General features: G+C 65.4%; 24 protein-coding genes. 17 read left to right on the plus strand and 7 right to left on the minus strand.

All coding sequences use genetic code 11. The features are described 5' to 3' along the window. Nucleotides 1–165 precede the first annotated feature (165 nt). Complete coding sequence (locus MYA_RS07305; protein ID WP_011884874.1) at nt 166–984, minus strand: response regulator transcription factor; 819 nt, start codon at nt 982–984, stop codon at nt 166–168. Between the two features lie 150 nt (nt 985–1,134). Here MYA_RS07305 and MYA_RS07310 point away from each other — a divergent pair, with 150 nt between their 5' ends. Further along, nucleotides 1,135–1,980: a carbon-nitrogen hydrolase family protein gene (locus MYA_RS07310; RefSeq protein WP_014723049.1), complete on the plus strand. Its 846-nt coding sequence runs from the start codon at nt 1,135–1,137 to the stop codon at nt 1,978–1,980. Nucleotides 1,981–2,116: 136 nt separating this feature from the next. Next, nucleotides 2,117–3,457 (plus strand): APC family permease, encoded by a 1,341-nt coding sequence (locus MYA_RS07315; protein WP_011884877.1) that lies wholly within the window; start codon nt 2,117–2,119, stop codon nt 3,455–3,457. Nucleotides 3,458–3,908: 451 nt separating this feature from the next. Here MYA_RS07315 and MYA_RS07320 read toward each other — a convergent pair whose 3' ends face one another. Next, the gene (locus MYA_RS07320; RefSeq protein ID WP_014723050.1) at nt 3,909–4,835 is read right to left on the minus strand and encodes a LysR family transcriptional regulator; all 927 of its coding nucleotides are present in this window, start codon (nt 4,833–4,835) and stop codon (nt 3,909–3,911) included. Nucleotides 4,836–5,132: 297 nt separating this feature from the next. Here MYA_RS07320 and MYA_RS07325 point away from each other — a divergent pair, with 297 nt between their 5' ends. From MYA_RS07325 to MYA_RS07370, 10 genes are read left to right on the plus strand one after another with little or no spacing between them, the layout of a single operon-like run. Beyond that, a complete protein-coding gene (locus tag MYA_RS07325) occupies nt 5,133–6,047 on the plus strand; it encodes a SphA family protein (RefSeq protein WP_011884882.1) in 915 nt (304 codons plus the stop codon). A 51-nt stretch (nt 6,048–6,098) separates the two neighbouring features. Next, a complete protein-coding gene (locus MYA_RS07330) occupies nt 6,099–7,262 on the plus strand; it encodes an alpha/beta hydrolase family protein (protein ID WP_014723051.1) in 1,164 nt (387 codons plus the stop codon). A gap of 26 nt (nt 7,263–7,288) precedes the next feature. Next, nucleotides 7,289–8,239 carry a VOC family protein gene (locus MYA_RS07335; RefSeq protein ID WP_014723052.1) on the plus strand — a complete coding sequence of 317 codons (951 nt, stop codon included), beginning with the start codon at nt 7,289–7,291 and terminating at the stop codon, nt 8,237–8,239. A 12-nt stretch (nt 8,240–8,251) separates the two neighbouring features. Beyond that, nucleotides 8,252–8,623, plus strand: coding sequence for a Rieske (2Fe-2S) protein (locus MYA_RS07340; protein WP_014723053.1), 372 nt, complete (start codon nt 8,252–8,254; stop codon nt 8,621–8,623). 19 nt (nt 8,624–8,642) lie between these two features. Beyond that, nucleotides 8,643–9,773 (plus strand): FAD-dependent oxidoreductase, encoded by a 1,131-nt coding sequence (locus MYA_RS07345; protein ID WP_014723054.1) that lies wholly within the window; start codon nt 8,643–8,645, stop codon nt 9,771–9,773. Between the two features lie 14 nt (nt 9,774–9,787). Beyond that, a complete protein-coding gene (locus MYA_RS07350) occupies nt 9,788–11,014 on the plus strand; it encodes an MFS transporter (RefSeq protein WP_014723055.1) in 1,227 nt (408 codons plus the stop codon). Further along, the gene (locus tag MYA_RS07355; RefSeq protein WP_011884890.1) at nt 11,011–11,826 is read left to right on the plus strand and encodes a cyclase family protein; all 816 of its coding nucleotides are present in this window, start codon (nt 11,011–11,013) and stop codon (nt 11,824–11,826) included. The genes MYA_RS07350 and MYA_RS07355 overlap by 4 nt, the downstream gene beginning before the upstream one ends. Next, nucleotides 11,823–12,419: a cupin domain-containing protein gene (locus MYA_RS07360; RefSeq protein ID WP_014723056.1), complete on the plus strand. Its 597-nt coding sequence runs from the start codon at nt 11,823–11,825 to the stop codon at nt 12,417–12,419. Before MYA_RS07355 ends, MYA_RS07360 begins: the two co-directional genes overlap by 4 nt. Continuing rightward, complete coding sequence (locus tag MYA_RS07365; protein WP_014723057.1) at nt 12,416–13,456, plus strand: fumarylacetoacetate hydrolase family protein; 1,041 nt, start codon at nt 12,416–12,418, stop codon at nt 13,454–13,456. Before MYA_RS07360 ends, MYA_RS07365 begins: the two co-directional genes overlap by 4 nt. Next, nucleotides 13,453–14,415 (plus strand): NAD-dependent epimerase/dehydratase family protein, encoded by a 963-nt coding sequence (locus MYA_RS07370; protein WP_041493833.1) that lies wholly within the window; start codon nt 13,453–13,455, stop codon nt 14,413–14,415. Before MYA_RS07365 ends, MYA_RS07370 begins: the two co-directional genes overlap by 4 nt. 304 nt (nt 14,416–14,719) lie before the next feature. Here the strand turns inward: MYA_RS07370 and MYA_RS07375 are convergent, their stop codons facing one another. Beyond that, a complete protein-coding gene (locus MYA_RS07375; protein ID WP_238539575.1) occupies nt 14,720–16,207 on the minus strand; it encodes an ISNCY family transposase in 1,488 nt (495 codons plus the stop codon). A 307-nt stretch (nt 16,208–16,514) separates the two neighbouring features. Then, nucleotides 16,515–17,003, minus strand: a complete 489-nt coding sequence (locus tag MYA_RS07380) for an aminoacyl-tRNA deacylase (protein ID WP_011884894.1) — start codon at nt 17,001–17,003, stop codon at nt 16,515–16,517. Between the two features lie 459 nt (nt 17,004–17,462). On the opposite strand from MYA_RS07380, the gene MYA_RS07385 reads away from it, so the two are divergent. After that, complete coding sequence (locus MYA_RS07385; protein ID WP_011884895.1) at nt 17,463–17,750, plus strand: YciI-like protein; 288 nt, start codon at nt 17,463–17,465, stop codon at nt 17,748–17,750. A gap of 8 nt (nt 17,751–17,758) precedes the next feature. On the opposite strand, the gene corA is transcribed toward MYA_RS07385, so the two are convergent. Continuing rightward, on the minus strand, nt 17,759–18,736 hold the full coding sequence (gene corA, locus MYA_RS07390) for a magnesium/cobalt transporter CorA (RefSeq protein ID WP_011884896.1): 978 nt from the start codon (nt 18,734–18,736) through the stop codon (nt 17,759–17,761). A 181-nt stretch (nt 18,737–18,917) separates the two neighbouring features. Between corA and cydX the strand changes: the two genes are divergently transcribed. Both cydX and MYA_RS07400 read left to right on the plus strand, forming a co-directional pair. Further along, nucleotides 18,918–19,064, plus strand: coding sequence for a cytochrome bd-I oxidase subunit CydX (gene cydX / locus MYA_RS29425; RefSeq protein ID WP_014723062.1), 147 nt, complete (start codon nt 18,918–18,920; stop codon nt 19,062–19,064). Beyond that, nucleotides 19,061–19,678 carry an AAA family ATPase gene (locus MYA_RS07400; protein ID WP_011884897.1) on the plus strand — a complete coding sequence of 206 codons (618 nt, stop codon included), beginning with the start codon at nt 19,061–19,063 and terminating at the stop codon, nt 19,676–19,678. The genes cydX and MYA_RS07400 overlap by 4 nt, the downstream gene beginning before the upstream one ends. A gap of 115 nt (nt 19,679–19,793) precedes the next feature. Here the strand turns inward: MYA_RS07400 and MYA_RS07405 are convergent, their stop codons facing one another. Together MYA_RS07405 and MYA_RS07410 are read right to left on the minus strand one after the other, a co-directional pair. Then, a complete protein-coding gene (locus MYA_RS07405) occupies nt 19,794–20,894 on the minus strand; it encodes a saccharopine dehydrogenase family protein (RefSeq protein WP_011884898.1) in 1,101 nt (366 codons plus the stop codon). A 787-nt stretch (nt 20,895–21,681) separates the two neighbouring features. Continuing rightward, nucleotides 21,682–22,146: an Lrp/AsnC family transcriptional regulator gene (locus MYA_RS07410; RefSeq protein WP_011884899.1), complete on the minus strand. Its 465-nt coding sequence runs from the start codon at nt 22,144–22,146 to the stop codon at nt 21,682–21,684. A gap of 349 nt (nt 22,147–22,495) precedes the next feature. Between MYA_RS07410 and MYA_RS07415 the strand changes: the two genes are divergently transcribed. Next, the gene (locus MYA_RS07415) at nt 22,496–23,026 is read left to right on the plus strand and encodes a Spy/CpxP family protein refolding chaperone (RefSeq protein WP_011884900.1); all 531 of its coding nucleotides are present in this window, start codon (nt 22,496–22,498) and stop codon (nt 23,024–23,026) included. A gap of 92 nt (nt 23,027–23,118) precedes the next feature. Continuing rightward, complete coding sequence (locus tag MYA_RS07420) at nt 23,119–23,550, plus strand: PGDYG domain-containing protein (protein WP_014723065.1); 432 nt, start codon at nt 23,119–23,121, stop codon at nt 23,548–23,550. Nucleotides 23,551–23,585 lie beyond the last annotated feature (35 nt).

Here is a 23,585-nt window from a genome sequence, read left to right on the forward strand (position 1 = left end):
CACCGTGGACGAACAGTCTTGCGTCGAAGGGCGGAGAAGGGCGGCGGCGCGGTCATGGCAACACTTCGGCGCATGCACCGATTCCATCGACGAGCCGCGCGACGGCCAGCATCGAACCGGCCGCCGGAGAAGGAAAGCGCACGCAACATCGCGCCACCACGAACCTCAACCGCGCTCGCCCGTGCGCTCGCGGTCGTAGAACGTCGCGAACAGCTCGGATTGCGATCCGACGCCGAGCTTCGCGTAGATATGCTTCTTGTGCGCCCGCACGGTCTCGAACGAAATCGACAGCTTCTCCGCGATTGCACGCGACGAAAATCCACTCAACGACAGCATCGCGACTTCGATCTCGCGCGTGGTCAGCGCGCCGCGCCCGTTTTTTCCGGTGAGCATCCCGAAGCGCGCATGCGGATCGGGCGCCGCGTGCGGTGCCGCCCGAGGCGCGGCGGTCGCGACGAACGTTTCGAAGCGCACGCGCTGCTGCATCAGCGACAGCACCCACGGCGTGTACAGCGTCAGCAGCGCGGTCTCGCGCTCGTCGTACCTGCTCGTCTTGCCGAGCGAGAATCCCAGCGTGTGGTCGCGATCGATCACGACGTTGAAATGCACTTCGTCGCCCACGATGTTCTTCTTGAAGTAGCGCTGGTAGTACTCGGTCGTACGGAAGTTGTCAGGCGCGACGTCGGCGAGCGTGTAGAAGCCCGACGCATGCGTTTCGAAGGCGGCCAGATAGAACGGATCGAGCTGATAGAGCGCGGCGAGATAGTCCTGGAACATCAGGTCGATCTTGCCGTCGGGCAGCGCCTGTTCGGCGAGCACCAGCGGCGCCGCATCGCGCGCGAACAGCAGCGCGACCCAGTTGTCGAAAGCGACGTGCCGCTCAAGGACACGCGTGAGGCGCGCCCAGAAATGCGGGCCATCGAGCGCCTCGATGGCCGAGCCGATCTCCCGATGAAAGGCGAGATCTCGCCATTCGAAGTCCATCGTGTGCTCCGGTGGGGGTAACCCTGGCGGGGAATTTGAGGTCAAAAATAATACCCCGATAATCGCTTCCGGTTCGTTGTGCCGCAGCGCATGCGGCCCGTGCGGCGCACCAGACGCGCCAACGAAAGCCAATTGGAAGGAGAAGGTTTGATGCAGGTAGAACTCGCGCAATTGACGCTCGTCGACGCCGACGTCGCGCACAACACGCGCAAGGTGCTCGACACGATCGAGCGCGCCGATACGGCGGCGGGCACCCGGCTGATCGTGTTCCCCGAAACGACGCTGTCGGGTTTCCCGACGCGCGAGAACGTCGCCGACGTCGCTCAGACGCTCGACGGCCCCGCGTTGTCGGCGGTGCGCGACGCGGCGCGGCGCAAGGGCGTTGCGGTCGCGGTCGGCCTTGCCGAGCGTGACGGCGAGCGCTTCTACAACACGACGGTGCTCGTCGACGAGCACGGCGACATCGTGCTGCACTATCGCAAGACGCACCTGTGGGCGTCCGACGTCGGCGTGTTCACACCGGGCGAGCGCTTCGCGACCTGCGTGTGGAACGGGCTGACCGTGGGGCTGCTGATCTGCTACGACATCGAGTTTCCGGAAACGGCACGCGCGATCGGCACGCTCGACGCCGATCTGCTGATCGTGACGAACGGCAACATGGACCCGTTCGGCCCCGTGCATCGCCGCGCGATCGTCGCGCGCGCGATGGAGAACCAGATGTTCGCGCTGATGGTGAACCGCTGCGGCAGCGGCGACGACGACCTCACGTTCGCCGGCCTTTCCGCGCTCGTCGATCCGTTCGGCGACACCGTGCTGGAGCTCGGCCGCGACGAAGCGATCGTGCAGGCGCGCATCGATCCGACGCGCCTCGAAGCGAGCCGCGAGCACTACAACTATCTGCACGACGCGCGCGTGGCGCTCGGCCTGACACGCATCGAACAGGTCGACGGACAACGCACGCGCACCATCGAGCCGCCGCGCCGGCGCGGCGAGTAACCGAAAGCACCGAAAGCCGCAGTTCATTCATCGCATGGGGCAGGGCGCGACGCCCGGCCCATGCGCGCTCGTTCCATTGCGTTGCCGGCCGGACGGCAGACAGATTCGTATTGGCCGCGAAGGCCCGGGAGATAACATGCAAGCCTCGTCAACCCATGAACCGCTGCAGCTGAAGCGCACGCTCGGCCTGCCGTCCGTGCTGCTGTTCGGGCTCGCCTATATGGCGCCGTTGATCGTGTACGGCACGTACGGCGTGCTGGCCAAGGCCAGCGGCGACACGGCCGCGCTCGCCTATCTGCTGGCGCTGGTCGCGATCGCGTTCACCGCGCTCAGCTACGGCAAGCTCGCGCGGCTCTATCCGACCGCCGGCTCGGCCTATACGTACACGCGCAAGACGTTCAATCCGCATCTCGGCTTCATGATCGGATGGGCAACGCTGCTCGATTACTTCTTCCTGCCGATGGTGATCTGGCTGATCGGCGCCGCGTACCTGAATGCGGCATTTCCACACGTGCCGACCTGGATCTGGATCGTCGCGTTCATCGTGTTGACGAGCGGCCTGAACATCGTCGGCATCGAGCTGGCCGCGCGCTTCAACATCGTGCTGATGGTCGTGCAGCTCGCGATCGTCGCGATGTTCGTCGTGCTGTGCTGGCACTATGCGTCGGCAGCGGCGGGCGCGGGCGGCATCGCGATGGCGGAGCCGTTCTTCAAGCCGCACGTACCGTTCGGCGCAACGATGGCCGGCGCGGCGATCGCCGCGTATTCGTATCTCGGCTTCGATGCGGTGTCGACGCTCACCGAAGAAACGATCGATCCGAAACGCAACATGCCGCGCGCGATCCTGCTGATTGCGCTGATCGGCGGCGCAATCTTCGTGATCGCGGCATATGCGATGCAGCTCGCGCATCCGGGCGTGGAATTCAAGGACACGGATTCGGCGGCCTTCGAAGTGGCGAAGATGATCGGCGGCGATCTGTTCGTGACGGTGTTCCTCGCCGGGCTGATCCTCGCGCAGTTCGCGTCCGGCATCTCGGCGCAAGCGAGCGTCGGCCGGTTGCTGTATGCAATGGGCCGCGACGAGATCCTGCCGAAGCGCATCTTCGGGGTCATTCATCCGCGGTTCAAGACGCCGGCCGTGAATATCGCGCTGGCCGGCATCGTCGGGCTGATCGCGTTGAAGCTCGATGTCGCCACCTCGACGTCGTTCATCAACTTCGGCGCGTTCCTTGCATTCACGGCCGTCAATCTGTGCGTGATTCGCCTGTACCTGTCGGGCCGTCATGGCGAGCGCCGGATCGGCGTGTTCGGCGGGCTCGTGTTCCCGGCGATCGGCGCGGTGGCCGACCTCTGGCTGCTGGCGAGCCTCGAGAAAACCGCAATCGTGCTGGGCCTCGTGTGGTTCGGGCTCGGGCTCGTGTATCTGTGCTGGATTACGCGGCTGTTTCGGCAGGCGCCGCCTGAAGTGGCGATTTGAGTTGGGTCGGCGACGCTTGCCGGCGTTGGGCGGCGTCGCGCATGTCAATCATCGCGCCGCCCTGTGGTCGGGCGGTGTCGTCAATGCGGGCGTCAGCGGTTGCGCCGGGCACCACGGCTCGAGTTTGCGATCGGTACGTCGTGGGCCGGGCTAACTGACGATGCTAGTGTCGAGCGCAGCCTTCCCGGCTGACGCGAAGATCGAAGCGCTCGACGTATCGAGTGGCGCACTGCCGGCAGTGCGCCGCTAACCTTTCGGTGGGCATCGTTCCGAGCCCGCCAAACCCACACTGCATTCGGTTCGGCGAAACGAGCAGTCGGCGCGTCGCGGTTCGAGTTGCGTGATGTTGCGGCTCGCCATCCACTGCGGCATATCGAGCGCCCCCGCGGCCATGCTGCTGACTACCCGCGACCAACACCCGCACGAACACGACCGAGCCCGCAGCGACGATCTAGCCGTCGCCAAGACGTGCGCGGTCCATCGCCGCGACGGCCTCTTTCAGCAGCGCGCGCAGCCACATGAGGCCCTGGTCCGACGTGCGATGCTTGTGCCATTGAACGGACTGCTCCATCGTGGGCACGGTGAGCGGCACGTCGCGCAACACGAGCGGCAGGTCGCGCGCAGCCGCTTCGGCGAGCCGCCGGTGCATCGTGGCAATCCGATTCGTGCCGACGAGCAGATGCGCGGGCGAGAGGAAACTGTACGTGCTCGCCTCCACGCGCCTCACGACGCCGAGCCGCTGCATGAACCAGGCTTCGAGCGCGGTCTGCCCTTCGCCGACCTGCACGACGATGTGCCCGGCGCCCATGTAGCGCTCTTTGGTCAGCTCGCCCTTTGCGAGCGGACTGTGCGCCCATAAAACGCAGCAGAACGTTTCCTCCAGCAGCACCTCGGCCGGATGCTCGGTCGAGCAATATTCCTTGGGGATGATGAGCAGGTCCGCTTCGCCGCGCTCCAGCACCCGGTGCGGATAGGCGACCTGCGGGCGCAGATCGAAACCGATGCCGGGCGCCTGCGCGTAGGCGAGCCTGAACAGGTGCGGAATCAGCGTCGTCATCGTGTAGTCGGACACGAACAGCCGGAACAGGCGACACGCCTGCGCGGGCACGAATTCGGGCTGGGCCGTCACCGTGGCATCCACACGGACGAGGATGTCTCGCACGGCGTCCTTCAGAGCCTCGGCACGCGGCGTGGGCTCCATCTTGCGACCAACCTGCACGAGCAGTTCGTCGTCGAAGTATTCGCGTAGCCGCGCAAGCGCGTTGCTCGTCGCTGACTGGCTCAGGTGGATTTTCTCGGCGGCGCGGCTGATGTTCTGTTCGCTCAAGAGCGCGTCGAGCGCGACGAGCAGATTGAGGTCGAGCTTGTTGAACCGCATGCGGGGCGTCTCCGTGCTTCTCATTCTTGTCGCGGTGTGAGCGCGGCATACAGGGTTACACCTGAGTGTATTCACACCATCGATAGCGCGTATGGATTGAATCCATTTCTGCAATACGTCGGCCTATCTTAACCTATGTCACATCCCGCTGCGATCACGCATGCATCGCGTCGGGAGGCCAGCGTCAGCGCACTTTCAGCGTGCACGTACGACTCGTGCGTGCGCCGCGCACGCCACGCTTTCCACTACTAAAGAGACGCCGCGCGGCACGAACGCCGTCCAGGTTGAGGAGACAGCATGTTGAAAAAATCGGCCGCAATGGCCATCGGCTGCGCAGTATCGGTAGCCGTTTCGATGAACCCGGCACAGGCATTCGAAGGCGGGGTTTCGCCGTATCCCGCGGGCGCGGTGGGCACGAATTTCGCCAATCTTCCGCCGATTCCGGGCCTGTTCGCGCTGCAGCAGTTCAACTACAGCTTTTCGAACGGCCTCTATGGCAACGACGGCAAGAAGCTGCCCATCCCGTTTCATTCGTCGGTGTTCTCCGAGACGACGCGTCTGCTGCTGGCCTATCCGTTTCATCTGCTGGGCGCGAACGTCTATACGCAGCTCGTCATTCCGGTGGTGTCGCTGCATACGAGCGTAGCGGGGCAGTCGGGCACGCAGAACGGCCTTGCCAACATCACGCTGACACCCGTGTTGCTGCAATGGCGCCTGTCGCAGAACCTTGCGATCGCGTCGGGCATCGACGTCGCGTTCGAGAACGGTTCCTACAGCCCCGTGAAGGCGAGCGTCGCGGTGGGCTACACGTCGGTGCAGCCGGTGTTCTCGATTCGCTACAACGCGCCCAACGGCCTCGACGTCGGCATCGCCAACCGCCTGCTGCTCAACGCGAAGAACGGCACGACGAACTATCGCTCGGGCAATGGCTATGTCGGCGAGTTCGAGGCCGGCTGGAACTTCGGCCCCTGGAAGCTCGGCGTGGTGGGCGAGTATCTGAACCAGTTCAGCGACGACAAGGCCAACGGCGCGAACGTGGGCAATCGCATGCGGACCTTCGGCATCGGCCCGTCGCTCGTCTACGACGCGAGAAGCTGGAACATCAACCTCAACTATCAGCAGGGCGTGTATGCCGCGAATACATCGAAGAGCAACAACGTGTGGCTGAACATCGCCATTCCGCTGTGGCCCGGCTTCGGGCGCAAGGGCTAGCGCTTACGCGCGCATCGCAAGCAATACGTCATTTCAACGAAGGCAATCAGTATGTTTCGCTACTTTCCTACCAACTACGTCTGGAACCTGTCCGTCGATCTCGCCATTGAAATGGGCGCGCGCATGGGCGAAATCGAGGACATGTGCGCGCCGCTAATGGAGGCGTCGCGCCAGCCCGATGCGGAAGGCACCCGTGCGTTTCGCGAAGCCTGGGTCAAGACGGCCGACCGCCTGTGCGACCTCGCAGGCGAAGATGAAGCGCAAGGACGGCTGCTCTCCGCGGGCGAGAAACACCGGCGTGCCGCCATGTATCTCATCACGGCCGAACGCATGCTTGCGCACGATGCGCCCGGGCGCATCGATCTATACCGCCGTTCGCTCGATACGTTCGACCGGGCCATCGCGCTGACCGGCGAAAACTGCGAGCGCGTGACCATTCCCTACGGCGATGAGCACTTGTCCGGCCTGCTCGTGAAGGCGCAGCAGACCGGCGGCGCGCGCAGCCCGCTGCTCGTGCAGGTGAACGGGCTCGATTCGACCAAGGAAATGAAGTACTTCGTCGGCTTGCCGGCATGGCTCGCACAGCGCGGCGTGTCGTCGCTGATCGTCGATCAGCCCGGCACCGGCGAAGCGCTGCGGCTGCATGGCATGCACGCGGTCTACAACACCGAGGTCTGGGCGAGCCGTATCGTGGACTGGCTCGAAACGCGCGACGACGTGGACGCAAAGCGGATCGGCATGGAGGGCGTCTCGCTCGGCGGCTACTACTGTCCGCGCGCGGTCGCCTTCGAGCCGCGTTTCGCGTGCGGCGTCGTATGGGGCGCGAATCACGACTGGCGCGACGTGCAGAAAAAGCGCCTGCAGCGCGAGGGCAACTTCCCGGTGCCGCATTACTGGAAGCACGTCTGCTGGGTCTGGGGCGCCAAAGACATCGACGACTTCATGCGCATCGCGGAAGACGTGCATCTCGACGGCGTGGTCGAGCGCATCAAGGTGCCGTTCCTCGTCACGCACGGCTCGAAGGACTCGCAGATTCCCGTGGCCTGGGCGCATCGCACCTACGAGCAGCTCGTGAACAGCCCGAAGCGCGAACTGAAGATTTTCACCGAACGCGAAGGCGGCGTGCAGCACTCGAGCTTCGACAACTCCATCAACGCGGGGCACTTCATCGCCGACTGGGTCGCCGAAACCCTCGGCGGACGCACCGCACGCTGATCCACCTTTTCTTGGAACGCAATCTTATGAACATCATCGGACTCGATACGCTGGCCTTCGGCGTGGACGACGTCGCCGCGTGCGGCCAGTATCTGATCGACTATGGCCTGGTGCCGGTGCGCCGCGACGACACCGGCGGGCGCTTCGAAGCGCTCGACGGCACGGGCATCGAAATCGCGCATCGCGACGACGCGCGCCTCGCACCTTCGCTCGGCACGGCGAGCATGCTGCGCAAGACCGTCTACGGCGTGGCCGACGCCGCGGCGCTCGATGCGATTGCCGGCGAACTGCATCGCGACCGCGAAGTGCGCACGCTCGCCGACGGGTCGATCGAATCGGTGGACGACATGGGCTTTGCCATCGGCTTTCAGATCACGAAGCGCCGGCCGCTTTCGCTGCCCGCCGAGCCGGTGAACGCGCCCGGCGCGCCAGCGCAACGCGCACCGAACGTGGTCGGCGCACGAGACGATGCCGCGCTCACGCCGCGCACGCTTTCGCACGTCGTCTACTTCGTGCCGGACGCCGCGCGCGCCGAGGCGTTCTACGTGGAGCGGCTCGGCTTTCGCTGCACGGACCGCTTCACGGGCGTCGGCCCGTTCCTGCAGCCGGCCGGCACGCTCGACCATCACACGCTGTTCATGATCGAGACGCCACCGTTCATGAAGGGCTGCGAACACTTCACGTTCCATATGGGCGGTCCGAGCGAGGTGCTTCAGGCAGGCACGCGGTTCGTCGCGAAGGGCTACCAGTCGTTCTGGGGGCCGGGGCGTCACCGCTTCGGCTCCAACTGGTTCTGGTACTTCAACAGCCCGTTCGGCTGCCACGTGGAGTACGACGCCGACATGGACCTGCACGATACGGACTGGACCGCACGCGAAGCCGCGCTGGGCGCGGACACATCGCAGCTGTTCCTGTTCCAGCATCGCGAGAACTGGGCGCCGGGCGCGGCGCCGCCGGCCGGCGTCAAGGCGGACTGACCGCGCACGACCATGTCCGAGCCATTGCTTCGAGTACGCCTGGCAAGCGTCGCGGATCTGCCCGATCCCGGCGCGCGCGGCTTCGATCCCGACGGAGCGGGGCGCGACACGCTCTTCGTCGTGCGGCGCGGCGAGCAGCTTCATGCCTGGCGCGACGCCTGCCCGCATTTCGGCGACACGCCGATGGCCTGGCGCAAGGACGCCTATCTGAACGGCGACGCCACGCGCATCGTCTGTCACGCGCACGGCGCGCAGTTCGACATGGCGAGCGGCGTGTGCCTGCTCGGGCCGTGCCTCGGCCAGCGGCTGATCGCGGTTCCCATCGAAGTGACGGAAGACGGCTACGTCGTGCTGGTCCGGCACGACACACGATCGATCACATAAAGCACCAGGAGACACCCCTATGACATCCTCCCTTCAGCGCATCCTCGTCATCGGCGGAGGGTTCGCCGGCATGACGACCGCGATCCAGTGCGCGAAGCTCGGCCTGAGCGTCGATCTCGTGGAAATCGACACGGGCTGGCGTTCGTATGGCGCGGGCATCAGCATCGGCGGCCCGACGCTGCGCGCCCTGCGCACCGTGGGCGTGCTCGACGCCTTCTTCGAACACGGCCACGGCGGCGACGGCGTGAACCTCTTCACCGCCGCGGGCCATCCGATCGGCACGTTGCCGACGCCGCGCGTAGCGGGCGACGACGTGCCCGGCGGCGGAGCCATCATGCGCCCCGCGCTGGCCGGAATTCTGGCGGATGCGACGCGTGCGGCCGGCGTGCACGTGCGGCTCGGCTGCACGTTCTCGCAGATCGCGCAGCGCGACGACGGCGTGGACGTGACGTTCACGGACGGCACGCACGGCCGCTACGATCTCGTGGTGGGCGCCGACGGCCTGTACTCGAAAGTGCGCGATGCCGTGTTCCCGGATGCGCCCAAGCCGCGCTACACCGGTCAGGGCGTGTGGCGTGCGGTCGTGCCGCGGCCGGCGGAGATCGCCTGCGCCACGATGTGGTTGGGGCAGAAGGTGAAGGTCGGCGTCAATCCTGTTTCGCAGGAAGAAATGTACGTCTTCGTCACGGAAGACCGGCCGACGAACGAGCGCGTCGATCCCGCGCACTGGCCGCGCATGCTCGCGGATCTGCTGGCGCCGTTCGGCGCGCCGCTGGTGCAATCCATTCGCGCGCAGGTGGGACCGCAGTCGCACTGCATCTATCGTCCGCTGGAAAGCCTGCTGCTGCCGCAGCCCTGGTTCAGCGCGCGCGTGGCGCTGGTGGGCGACGCCGTGCACGCCACCACGCCGCATATGGCCGCGGGCGCGGGCATCGGCATAGAAGACGGCATCGTGCTGGCCGAGGAGCTGGGACGCGGCGCGACGGTGCAGGCGGCGTTGCAGGCTTTCCAGGCGCGGCGCTGGGAGCGCTGCCGCATGGTGGTGGAAAACTCCGGGCGCCTCGGCGAGATCGAGATCAGCGGCGGCGACAAGGCTGAACACACCCGCATCATGCACGAGACGCACCAGCGGCTCGCGCAGCAGATCTGACGACCGGAGCCACGATGGAAACGAACCTTTCTGCGGCACACGCGGCGCATGCCGCGCACGTCGACCTGCCGGGCGGCGCCGATGCGGACGCGGATGCGGGCACCCGCCTGCGCGCATCCGGCATCGCGGTCCTGCTGATCTCGCACTGTGCCGGCATGGTCGATCTGGTCGCCTTGCCGGTATGGGTGGGCACCCTGATCGGCGCATACCGGCTCGACCCACAGCAGGCCGGCCTGCTCGCCACGCTGTTTCTGGCGGGCGCCGTCGTCGGCAGCCTGTTCTTCTCGCCGCGCCTGAACCGTCTGCCGGCACGCGTCATGGCGACGCTCGGTTTCGGCACGGCGACGCTCGCGTTCGTCGGCATCGCGTCGATTGACGGCTATGCGGCGATGGCGGTGCTGCATGCGTTGGCCGGTATCGCCGTGGGCTGCGGGCTGAGCTTCGCACACGGCACGATCGGACGCAGCCGCCATCCGCATCGCCTGTTCGCCGGCGCGGGGCTCGCGCTCGGCATCTTCGCAATCGCGTTTCTGGGCGGCACGCCTGCGTTGATCGCGCAACACGGCGGCGCCATGCTGTTTCGCGTGTTCGCGGGGATCATGGCTACGGCGGCGATTGCCTGCGCCCTGGCATTCCCGTCGATTCGCGCGCAACGCAGCAAGGCGTCGGTCGCCGAGCCGCGCTTCGCGCGCGCGGTCTGGTTCGGCATGGCAGGCGTGGGATGCATGGGGCTCACGCAGTCGATGCTCTTCAGCTTCGTGCAGCGCATCGGGCTCGACCACGGTTTCGGCTTCGGCGCCGTGACGGGCACGCTGATCGCGCTCGGCTTCGTCAACCTGTTTCCCGCACCGGTGGCGGGGCTGCTCGAACGGCGCATCGCGGGGCGCAGGGTGGTGCAGGGCGGTCCCATCTTACAGGCGGCGCTTGCGTTGATCATCACGCACAGCGCGACCGTCGGGCCGTATGCCGCGGCCACCGCCGTCTTTGCCGCCGTGATGATCTTCACCCATACCTTCGCGTTCGGCATGCTCGCCCGCATCGACCGTACCGGACGCGCTGTTGCCGCGACGCCCGCCATGCTGATGACGGGCGCCGCAATCGGGCCGCTCCTCGGCGGCACGCTCGTCAAGCATTCGGGCTACGGCAGCCTGGGCATTGCGGCGGCCATGATCGCGGTGGCGGCGGTGTTCTGCTTTTCGCGGCTCGAGGGCCGTCCTGATACGCAAGGAGTCAACGCATGAAGCCCGTTCGCCGGTTTGTCGATCTCTCCATTTATCTGGAGAACGACGTGCTGTCCGATCCGCCGCCGCTCGCGCCGAAGATCACCTACCAGAAGCACGCAGACACGTTGCCCGAATTCATGGCCATGCTGCCGGGCACGAAAGCCGACGATTATCCCGACGGCGAGGCTGCCGCCGCGGAATGGGTCACGCTCACGACGCACAGCGGCACGCATCTGGACGCGCCCTGGCATTTCCATTCGACCATGGACGCACGGCTCGGCGAGGCGCGGCCGTCCATCACGATCGACGAGGTGCCGCTGGAGTGGTGTTTCCAGCCCGGCGTGAAGCTCGATTTCCGCCATTTCCCCGATGGCTACGTCGCGAGCGCCGCCGATGTCGAGGCCGAACTGGCGCGTATCGGCCACGCGTTGCAGCCGCTCGACATCGTCGTCGTGAACACGCGGGCCGGCTCGCGCTATGGGCACGGCGATTACGTGAACGCGGGCTGCGGCATGGGCTACGAGGCCACCATGTATCTGCTGGAGCGCGGCGTGCGCCTGACGGGCACCGACGCCTGGAGTTGGGACGCGCCGTTCTCCTACACCGCGACGAAGATTGCGCAGACGGGCGATACGTCGCTGATCTGGGAAGGGCACAAGGCCGGCCGCGACATCGGCTACTGCCATCTGGAGAAACTGCACAACCTCGAAGCGTTGCCGCCCGCCGGCTTCACGATCAGTTGCTTCCCGCACAAGATCCGCGGCGCTTCCGCCGGCTGGACGCGCGCCGTCGCGATTCTCGAACAACCCGATGCGGAGCGCGCAGCATGAGCTTTTCCACCATTCGTCGCGTCGTGACCGGCCATGACGCCAACGGCCGGGCGATCGTCATGTCCGATGGTCCGTTGTCCACCGTCGCGGAAATTGCCGCGATTCCCGGCACGGTATTCCACGAAGTCTGGAGCACGTCGGAAAACCCCGCGGTGGTGAACAACGGCTCCGATCCCACCATCGGCGAGCTCATGTTGCCGCCGCCGAGATACGGCACGCGCGTGCGCTTCGTCGACATTCCGCCCGACACGCCGGAGTTTCTCGCGCACGGCGCCGCGGCCATGCATGCGGCGTTCAGCCAGATCGGCGACGCCGATGCATCGACCGTCCAGGCCGACTCGCCGCATCCGCTCATGCATCGCACGGAGTCGATCGACTATGGCGTCGTGATCGAAGGCGAGATGACGTTGATACTCGACGACGCCGAGGTCGTGCTGAAGCAGGGCAACGTGGTGATTCAACGGGGGACCAACCATGCGTGGGCGAATCGCTCGGGACGCATGTGCCGGATGCTGTTCGTGTTGATCGACGGCGTCTACGACCCGGCGATTGCCGCCGCGCTCGCGAGCCGGACGGAGAGGGAGGCACGATGAAATTCAGTTCGTTGCCGGACGGCGCCGATGGCCGCCTGCTGCTCGTGTCGCGCGACCTTCGTTATGCCGTGGACGCCGCACCGATCGCGCCGACGTTGCTCGATGCGCTGCAACGTTGGGACGCGGTCGCGCCGCTACTCGCGGCACGTTACGACGCGCTGAATGCGGGCGCGTTGCCCGACGCACGCCCGTTCGATCCGCAGGCTTGCGCTGCGCCGTTGCCACGCAGTCCGCAGTGGTGCGACGGCTCGGCGTTCCTGAATCACGGTCGCCTCATGGAACAGGCGTTCAATACGCCGCCCATCTCCGAGTTCGACACGGTGCCTGTGATGTACCAGGGCGCAAGCGATGATTTTCTCGGGCCGCACCACGACGTGCCCTTGCCGGACGAACACGACGGCATCGACTTCGAAGGCGAGTTCGGCGTGGTGGTGGCAAACGTGCCGATGGGCGTGTCGCCCGACGATGCGGTTCGGCGCGTGCGCCTCATCGTGCAGCTCAACGACTGGAGCCTGCGCGCGTTCGGGCCGCGCGAGATGAAGACCGGCTTCGGGTTTCTGCAGGCCAAGCCCTCCACGAGCTTTGCGCCCGTCGCGGTCACGCCGGACGAACTGGGCGAGCATTGGCGCGACGGTCGCGTGCATCTGCGTTTGCACGTGGACTGGAATGAGCGCTGGTTCGGGCATCCGCACGGCGGGGAAATGAGCTTCGGGTTCGGCGAGCTCATCGCACATGCGGCGCGTACGCGCAGGCTGTCGGCGGGGACGATCGTCGGTTCCGGCACGGTGTCGAACGTGGACCGCGGCGCCGGGTCCGCGTGCATTGCCGAGCGGCGCGTGATCGAGATGATCGATGAAGGAAAGGCACACACACCGTTCATGCAGTTTGGCGACCGCGTTCGCATGACGGCTCGCGACGACGCGGGCGGCACGCCGTTCGGGTCGATCGACCAGCAGGTCGTGCGCGCGTCTCGCGACGCAGAGCAGGTCAGGGATGAGATCACAAGCGAGGTCACAAGCGAGGCGCTGCGATCATGAGAGTGCTCGTCACAGGAGCGGGAGGATTCGTTGGGAGGGCGCTTGTCGAGCGCTTGCTGCACGATGGCATCACGCAGTCCGGCGATGTGTCGGAACTCGTGCTAATCGATCGACGAGTGGAGCGCGCGCCAGGTGACACGCGCGTCACGGCGGTGGCCGGCGATTTCGGCCGCCCCGAGATTCTCGAGCCGCTACTCGCGAGACCAGTGGACGTCGTCTTTCATCTGGCAAGCATGCCCGGCGCGCAAGCGGAAGCCGAGCCGGCTGCCGGCGACAGCGTCAATCTGTGGGGCATGCTCACGCTGTTCGAACTTCTCGCGAAGCAGGCCGTGCTGCACGACGGGTACGCGGCACGCGTGGTCTACGCGAGCAGCGTTGCGGTGTTGGGCGAACCGTTGCCGAACTTTGTCGATGAGCACACGGCGCCGCACCCGGCCACGAGCTACGGTACGCACAAGCTGGTCGGCGAACTGATCCTTGCGAACTGGACGCGTCGCGGCGAGCTGGACGGCCGCGCGCTGCGGCTGCCCGGCATCGTGGCGCGGCCGGAGTTGTCGTCGGGACATGGGTCGGCGTTCATGAGCCAGATCTTTCGCATGGCACAGCGCGGCGAGGCTTATACGTGCCCCGTGTCGCCCGACGCTACCGCATGGTGGATGTCGCGAAGATGCTGCGTGGACAACCTGCTGCACGCCGCGCGCATGCCGGCGGCGTCGTTGCATACGGGCCGCGTGTGGACGCCGCCCGTCTTGCATCTTTCCGTGGGAGAGATCGTCGATGCGTTGCGCCGGCGCTTCGGCGCGTTCACGATCGACTACGCGCCCGTGGATCAGATCGAGCAACGTTTTGGACGGCAACCGCCGCTCGTGGATAGGCGAGCGCTCGAGGCCGGGTTTCGGCACGATGACACTATTGAAAGGCTGGTGGAGGCGGCGCTCGAGGGCGGCACGGACGCGTGACGTGAAACGCAGGTTGTCTCGATGCGGCAAGTGCGTGATGGCAATCTGCGCTTGAGACGTTTCCTTGCGTCAATCTGGTTCGTGGGATGTCAGGTGTCCGCAGCACGGACGCAAACATCGCAGAAGCAATCCGTGCTCGAGTCGGTCGTGGCCGAGCGGCGAATCTGCCGCGTCGTCAATTCCAGCCGGTTGGCCGTTTGAGCCGACACCCGGCTACAGCCTCGATTATTTAGCGGAAACGCGACATTACTACTTTGCTCTTACAATCGCTTGTCAAAGCCAGATTCAAATGTCCGGGTTCCGGCTAGATAGAAATGTCCGGTTTTGACGTCGTTTTTGCCTTGGTTCTATTTGTGTTTTGTTTGTGTTTTGGGGGTGGGGCGGCGCAGCCGCCCCCCCGTTCCCTCACTTCTTTTGCGCTGATATCGAGAACGGCCTGGTTCAGGTCGGCGACCTCGATGGCACGCTGCTTCTTCAGCCCGACGAGCGCCTTCTTCGCACGGACCGCTTCACCGATATGCGTGCGGGAAGGCGAGCCCGCCGCGCGCCGGTCATCACGTATCGCCTGAACCTGCCGCACCACTTCCAGCGCGCTCGCGAGCCGCTTGTTGTCGATTTCCGCGCCCTGGTCGATCTTCGTGATGCGGTCATATTCGGTGTGCGGCAACACCGTGCGGTCGGCCTGCACCTCGATCACGCCATCGGGATACTCGACGACCTCCACGTACTCATGGATCAGGCGGCGATTGACCGCCGTGTCTTCCAGCAGGTACATCACACGGTCGTACTGCACCGTGAGTGAATTCGTTACCTTGCGCGGCACGCGATAGGCCAGGATCTGCCGCAGGTCCTCGTCATCGCGCAGTGGCCGGTGCGCGTTGTAATCGCTCGCCGGCGGCTTCGCGAAACGCCGGTTGAAGTCCACGATGAAGGAGGGCGCGTACGCATTGGCGGCTTCCCGCGTGCTGATGCCGCGCAGCCGAAGCTCCTTCACGAGCCGGTCCTGCAGCGTACCGTTGGCGCGCTCGACGCGCCCCTTCGCCTGGCTCGAGTTCGCACAGAACGTCTCGATGTTGAGCTCGTACAGCGCCCGCCCGAACTGCGTGACGCCTTTGCCCGCAGTCTCCGAGCGCTTCTTCACGTAAAAAACGCTGGCCTTGTCGCTGTAGAACGCCACCGGCTTGCCGTGCGAATCCAGATACTTGGACAGCGCCTCAAAATAGCTGAAGGTCGATTCGGTGGCCGTGAAGTGCAGCGCCATCAGCCGGCTGGTCGCGTCGTCGACGAACACCAGTAGCGTGCACGCTGGCGCCCGCTTCTCGAACCAGTGATGGTCACTGCCATCGATCTGGATCAGCTCCCCGTAAGCACGCGCGACGGTTGCGCGGCTGGTACACCTTCGGCGGACGCTGCGCGCGCGGCACCCAGAGCCCGGCATCGTACATCCATTGCCGCAACGCTCCTTGGCCAGCAGGATGCCGTGACACTCGTGAAGCTTCTCGCGCGCCAGCGTCGGCCCGAAATCGGCATAGCGCTCGCGGATGATGGCGATCACGCGAGCCCGCACGTCCACTGGCAGTTGTCTGTTGCTCGGCCTGCCACGTTTGGCCGAAACCAGACCCGCAGCCCCCAACGCCTCGAAGCGGCGTCTCAGGCGCGAAACCTGACGCTCGCTCAGTCCCAACTGATCGGCAGCACGCACGCCGCTGAGCCGTCCTTCGAGAACCGCCTCGATGATCTTGACACGCTGCAGTTCGTTCATGCTGATCGTCATCAGTCCGGGTTCGTTCATCACAGGCTCTGTCGTGTGCGCGCGCCACAGCATGCGCCTCGCGGAGTCCCAAACCGGACATTTCTAACTGGCTCAAACCGGACATTACTAAATGGCCGTTACATCGTTCCGACTGATAATAATGATTATGTCAAATCAAGGATTCCACCAACGACCAACAGACCCCGGCCCCGCAGTTCGCCCCGAACGGTAGCCGTCTATCGCCCCCCAGTGGACCGCGTCCAAACTCGCGACCGCAGCCCGCACGGCGCCGTTCCCGATCTTCCCGGCGAGCCACGAACTGCGAATCGCAAGCACCACACACCCGTCAGGACACCCACATCCCGAGCATCTTGTGCGAAAAATGCGCGCGTTCGGCGGTTTCCATCAGCGCGAGAAATTCGTCTTGCGTCATATGGATCAGCGCTTCGTGATCGCCGGCCTCGAAATAAACTTCCGGCTGCTGCGCGAGTTGCTCCTCGAGGAACGTCTTCATCCCATACGCCATGCATATCGGCGGCAACGCGCCCATCTCGCAATCCTTGAACAGTTGGCGCAGTTCGATTTCCTTGGCAAGAACGAGATGGCGGCCGGTCTTGATCCACAGGTCGGAGAACCGGATCGCATGCGACGTCGGCAGCACCACGGCGACGTAGCCCTGATCGTCCTCGAGCAGAACTGTCTTGGCGAGCCGTTCGCCGGGGATATGCGCGGCTGCGGCCGTCTCCATGCTGGTATGGCTATACGGGTGGTACACGACTTCGTACCGGGATGACTTCTCGCGCAGGCAGTCCTGCAGCGTCGCGGAAACAGGCATCGCACACCTCGTCTGGACGAATCGAGCGAACGAAGTTCGCTCCGGATTCGTTCAGCATAGGTCGCATTCCGGTCAATGAAAACGGCCTCGAATCGTCTCGAGACCAGCGGCGATCGTCGCTTTCGGCCCCCTTTCCCGATATGCCGTTCGACCATGTTGACGGCATGAAAAACGAATCTGGAATATGCGAAAAACGAGCGGTGAACCACCGCGCTGAAGACGGTTTTGGAGAAGCACATTCAGGCGCAGCAACGCGCGTCAATAGGATGGAAGCCGGGAAAAAGACCGTTAGTTGCAAATAATGGGGAGACACAATGCCGCTCGATCATATCGTCCGCATCGGCCCGAATCACCCACGCAGCCCGAGCCGCAAACCAGCGCGCCGACCCACGAACCGCACCCTATACTGAGCCAAGACAACCCGCCGACCGTGAGGCAACCGACTTCCCCGGAGCGACCATGCACTACCAGCTGATCTACGAACTCGTCGACGATTACCTGTCCCGGCGCGAGCAATACCGTGCCGAGCATCTCGCGCTGGCGCGCGCGGCCACGGAACGCGGCGAACTCGTGCTCGCCGGCGCATTGCAGGATCCGGCCGATCAGGCCGTGCTCGTGTTCGAAAGCGATTCGCCGGCCGTCGCTGAATCGTTCGCGCGCGCCGATCCGTACGTGCAGAACGGGCTCGTCAAGTCGTGGCGCGTGCGGCCGTGGCGGGTCGTCGTCGGCCGGCACGCACCGGGCTAGGCTACGGCCTACAACCACCCCGCCCGCTTGAAGCGCCACCACAGCGCGAGGTCGGCCACGGCCATCGCGGCGATACAGCCGTAGAAGCCATATTTCAGGTGCAGTTCGGGCATGTTGGCGAAGTTCATCCCGTAGATGCCCGCGATCATTGTCGGGATCGCGAACAGCGCGGCGAACGACCCGAGCCGCTTGGTCACCTCGTTTTCGGCCAGCGAGATCATCCCGAGGTTCACCTGGATCGCGGTCACGACCATTTCGCGCCGCCCTTCGATCGTCTTCACGATGCGTTGCAGGTGGTCGTACACGTCGCGAAAGTAATGTTGCATCCCGCTGCAGACCTGCGGGATACGCCCGCCCGTGAGCTTCGCGAGCGGCTCCATCAGCGGCGCCGTGTGCTGATACAAGGTCACGAGCCGGCGCTTGAGCGAATAGAGATCCTCGATGATCGCGCGCGACGCGGCAGGCGTCGCCTTCGCGAAGATCCGGTCTTCCAGCTCCTCGAGCTCGGCGCCGAGCGTTTCCAGAATCGGAAAATAGCGGTCGACGACCTGATCCATCAGCGCATAGAACACGAACGCCGAACCTTCGCGCAGCAGATGCGGCTCGCGCTCGCAGCGCTTGCGCACGTCGCGAAAGTCCTGTTCGGTATGGTTGCGGATCGACAGCACGTAGTTCGGGCCAACGAACACATTCAGTTCGCCGACCTTGAATTCGCCGTCGTCGTCCAGCTCGACGGTATGCAGCACGGCGAACAACGAGTCGCCGTACTCCTCGATCTTCGGCCGCTGGTGCCCCTTGCGGGCATCCTCGAGCGCAAGCTCGTGCAGCCCGAATTCCTCGCCCATCAGGTCGATTTCGTCGGGCGTCGGCTCCTTCAGCGCGACCCAGACGAAACATTCGGGCTTCGATACGTAGTCGCTGATGGCCTCGATATCGATGTCGGCCAGCTTGCGGCCGTCCTGGTATGCAGCACAGTTGATCAGCATGGTGTCCGTGGCGTTGCAGTTTTCGCACCAGTTTACCGGTTTGACTCGCAATCGGCCCGGCTTGCGCCGCTCGCCGATATTGGTCATGATCGGGCTGCATGCGCCGTTGGCGCATGCGTCGGCATCGCTTCGACACACGCGCGGCAGCCCCGCGCGGCCCAACCTTCAAGGAGACGAACCCATGTGGTATTTCTCGTGGATACTCGGCATCGGCGTGGCGCTCGGTTTCGGCGTCATCAACGCGATGTGGCTCGAGGCCGAAGTGTTTTCGCGCGGCAACAAGGGCTCCGACGCGTCGCCTGCCGATTCGGGGAGCCGGTATTCGTGACGCATCTGGTGTTCTTCTGCGGTCATGCCGGCACCGGCAAGACCACGCTCGCAAAGCGGCTGATCGGGCCGCTGATGCGAGCCACCGGCGAAGCCTTCTGCCTGCTCGACAAGGACACGCTGTACGGCCGCTACAGCTCGGCCGCGATGGGCGCCCTCACCGCCGACCCGAACGATCGCGACAGCCCGCTCTACCTGAAACATCTGCGTGACCCCGAATACCAGGGCCTGCTCGACACGGCCCGCGAGAATCTCGCGCTCGGCATCGGCGTGCTGGTGGTCGCCCCGCTGTCGCGCGAAGTGCGTGACGGGCGCATTCTCGACCGCGACTGGCTCGGCATCGGGCCTGACATCTCGCTGACGGTCGTCTGGGTCCACACCGCCGAAGACGTCGCGCACCAGCGGATCGTCGCGCGCGGCAATCCGAACGATGCGTACAAGCTCGCCCACTGGGACGAATACCGGCAGCGCCGCTTCGTGCCGACCGGTGACGAATGCGACGGCATCGTGATGTTCGACAACACCGCACCGTCCGACGCGGACATCGACGCGCTGCTGCACCGCCTCGCGCAGCCGCACGAGCAACCGGCCGCCGGCGCGTCGCGGTCGGCCTGAACGCTCCCCTGCCCGCCTGACGCCGCGCGACGCGGCGCCTGCGTCGAAACGACAACGCCGGAAGCGCTGTTGCGCTCCCGGCGTCGCCTTTACCCTCGTACCAAAGACGCGTGCGTCACGCCAGTGCGTGCACGCGCTCCATCGTTCCGCCTTCGTACAGCTTGCCGAAGCGGTTCGCGAGGAACGCCTTCAGCGAGACCTTCTCCTGCGGGATGAAACCGCTCTGCGGCAGCTTCTTTTCGCGGAACAGATCCAGCACCGCGCACATCGCGCCAGCCGTCGTGATCTGGATCGCGCTCATGTGCATCCCGCATACGTCCTTCGCGAAAATCTTGCGCGTGAATACGTCCTGCACGAGCTGGCCGTCCTTCACGCCCGTCACCGTGACGAACACGAGCACGACGTCCTGCTTCGTCGACGGCACCGCGCGGCGCATGATCGCCTTCAGCGTGTCGCGGTCGCTCGACAGGCGCAGGTCCTCGAGCAGGAACTGCACCAGCGCGCGGTGGCCCGGATAGCGGACGGACTTGTAGTCCAGCGACTCGACCTTGCCCGACAGCGTTTCGCACAGCGTGCCGAGGCCGCCCGACGTGTTGAACGCCTCGTATTCGGTGCCGTCGAGCGAGAAGTGCTCGAGGCCTTCGAGCGGCTGCACCCACTGCTTGCGGCCGTCGCGGATCGCTTCGCACGGCTGGCAGTATTCGTTGATCAGCCCGTCGACGCTCCAGGTCAGGTTGTACTTCAGCGCGTTCGTCGGATACTCGGGCAGCGCGCCGACGCGCATCTTCACGTCGCGCACTTCGCTGAAACCGTTCACGAGCTCGTGTGCGGCGATGCCGATGAAGCCCGGCGCCAGCCCGCATTGCGGCATGAACGCGTGGTCGGAGCCGTCGGCGAGTTCGCGGATCGCGTGGGTTGCGCGCACGTCCTCGGTCAGGTCGAAATAGTGCACGCCGGCCGCCTTCGCCGCCGCGGCGACGTTCACCGCGAGGTAGTACGGCAGCGCATTGACGAGCGCATCGAAGCCCTTCACGGCTTCGCGAATCGCATTGGCGTCGGCCGAATCGACCCGCTGCGTCGCGATGCCTTCACGTGAGAGCTTGGCAAGCGCATCGGCGTCGCGGTCGAATGCCACGACCTCGTAGTCGCCCGTTTCACGCAGCATGTGAGCAATGGTGTGACCGATCAGACCTGCGCCGACAATGGCGATTTTCATGCGCTTATCTCCTGATGATGGGTTTGGTGTTCGTGTACGGCGTCGAGCCATGAACACAGTTTAGGGACGCGCAAAATCAGTTCCAAGACGAAGAATGACGCGAAACGACCGATAAATTCGACTAATTGACGAATGGTTTCGTCGTTTCGACGAGATCGTATAAAAATCGCAGATATGTCGCCGGGCAAGCGGCTGGCGCGGGCGTATGAAGCGAATGGGGGCGTGCTGAAGCCGCAATGCGGGACAGAGGCGAGACATCATGACGCGCGCCGACACGCGTTCGCCGCACCGATGCATGCGCGAAGAGGCCTGACATGACGCGACGCAATGCGCTCGTTGCGCGGGCGTCACGGAGAGAAACCGAGGAATAGCCGACGCAGCTCGACGTGACGCGTCCGTCCTGGCGTCGGCAGAGAGAATGAAGAAACATCGGGCACGGCCCGACATCACGCGCCGCAGCCGGCGTTACCGGCGAGAAACGAAGATACGGCCAGCACGACGGCGTACCGCGCCGCAGCCAGCGTCACCGGACCAAAGCGAAGAAATAGCCGGCACGAGCCGACGTAACACGCCGCAACCGACGCCGCCGGCGAGAAACGAAGAAACAGCGAGCGCGACCCGACGTTACGCGCCGCGACAGACGCCATCCGAGACAAGCGAAGAAACGGCCAACGCGCCCCGACCTCCCCCCGCCGCGGCCCGCGTCACCAGAGGGAAACGAAGAAACACCCGGCGCAACGACCCACATCGCGCCACGGCGTCACGCATGAAGCACGCATGCGCCTCATCATCCACCGATGGTGCCGCGATCGATCTTGCGCGACAGAATGATCGACGTCGTCGTGCGCTCGACACCTTCGAGCGAGCCGATCTGGTCAAGCAGGTCGTTGAGCCGCTCCGGCGAATCGGCGCGCAGCCACGCGACATAGTCGTATTCGCCGCTCACCGCGCACAGCAGTTGCACTTCGGGCATCCGGTCCAGCTTGCGCAGCACGTCCTTGCCGAACTTCGGCGTGAGGATGATGCCGACGTACGCGTAGATGCTCGCGTCCAGCACGTCCTGCCCGAGCCGCACGCTGTAACCGGCGATCACGTTGGTGCGCTCGAGCCGCGCGATGCGCGCGACGACGGTCGTGCGGGCGACGTCGAGCTGTCGCGCGAGATCGGCGACGCTCGCGCGCGCATCGGCTTGCAGCAGCGCGACGAGTTGCCGGTCGAGATCGTCGAGTTGGTCGAGGCGAGGTGGACGCATGAGGCTGGGCCGGCGTGCAGCGCGCCGGCGAAATGGAACGTGACGCGATGATAGCGCCGAACCCGCGACCCGCCCACACGGCATGGCGCGGGAGCGGCTTCCCGATGTCGCACGCCGGCATGACGCGGCCGGCCCATCGCAGGTGTCGCAGGCAGCGCGATATGGCACGACGCCCCAACCGAACGCCCCCCGCCCCACCGTGCGCCCCACCAACATCGATTTCGACAAGTATCCGATGTAAGCAAGTGTCGCTTTCACTGCCGGGTTGCAGCCGACGTGCTACTAATATCGGGCGATGCGAGATGCGCGCCCGCGCCCGCTCGCACGACACCACCCCGGAGAGCCCATCATGAAGAAAATCTCGCTCACCCTTGCGATGCTCGCCGCGGCCGCCGGCGCCTTCGCGCAAAGCCAGCCGCAACCGGCCTCGATGCCCGCCGCGTCGGCGCCCAGCGCCGAACAGCGCGCCGCGCGCCACGAAGCGCGCGTCGAGCAACGCATCAAGTACCTGCACGACCAGCTGAAGATCACCTCGGCGCAGGAGCCGCAATGGAAAACCTTCGCCGACACGATGCGCGAGAACGGCGACACGATGGGTCGCCTGTATCGCGAACGGATGGAAAGCCGCGACGTATCGGCGGTCGACGACATGAAGCAGTACGCGGCGCTCGCGCAAGCGAACGCGGACGGCGCGAAAAAGCTCGCCGACGCCTTCGCGCCGCTCTACGAGTCGTTCCCGGCCGACCAGAAGGCGCTGGCCGACACCACGTTCCGCAGTTGGCTGCACCACGGCGGCGCGCATCGCGGCAAGGGCAAGGCCGCGCCCCGGGAAGGCAAGGCAGCCGCCGCGCCGGCCGCCAGCGCGCCCGCGCAGCCTTGACACCCATCGCCGCCGCTGCCGCCGGAACCGGCGCGTCACACGGCGCGCCGAATTCGGGATAAGCTCCCGGCTTTTCCCGCACTTCCCCCGCCATGCTCGAACTCAAGCACATCGATCTGCGTACCGACCCGCAGGCCCGTCGCGTCGTCAAGGACGAAACCGTCACGGTCGCATTCGCGCAGGCCGACGGCGAACTGATGAGCCTCGAAGGTCCGAACCGCTATGTCGCGGGCGACGCGCTGGTCATCGGCTCGACCGGCGACCGCTGGGTCGTGTCGCGCGAACGCTTCGACGTGAAGTATCTGCCCGCCGATCCGGCGCTCGCGCACGGCGCGCCCGGTGCATACCGCAACCGCCCGGCCGTCGTGCTGGCCCGCCGCATGGACGAGCCGTTCACGATCGCGCGCTCCGAAAACGGCGACACGCTGCGCGGCACCGCCGGCGACTGGGTCATGCAATACGCGCCCGGCGACTACGGCGTCGTGCAGGCACAGCGCTTCGCCCAGGTCTACCGCGACGCGTAACGCGTAACGCCCGACGCCGCACACCGGCTCCGCGC

The sequence above is a fragment of the Burkholderia sp. KJ006 genome (assembly GCF_000262695.1).
GTDB classification, from domain to species: domain Bacteria; phylum Pseudomonadota; class Gammaproteobacteria; order Burkholderiales; family Burkholderiaceae; genus Burkholderia; species Burkholderia vietnamiensis.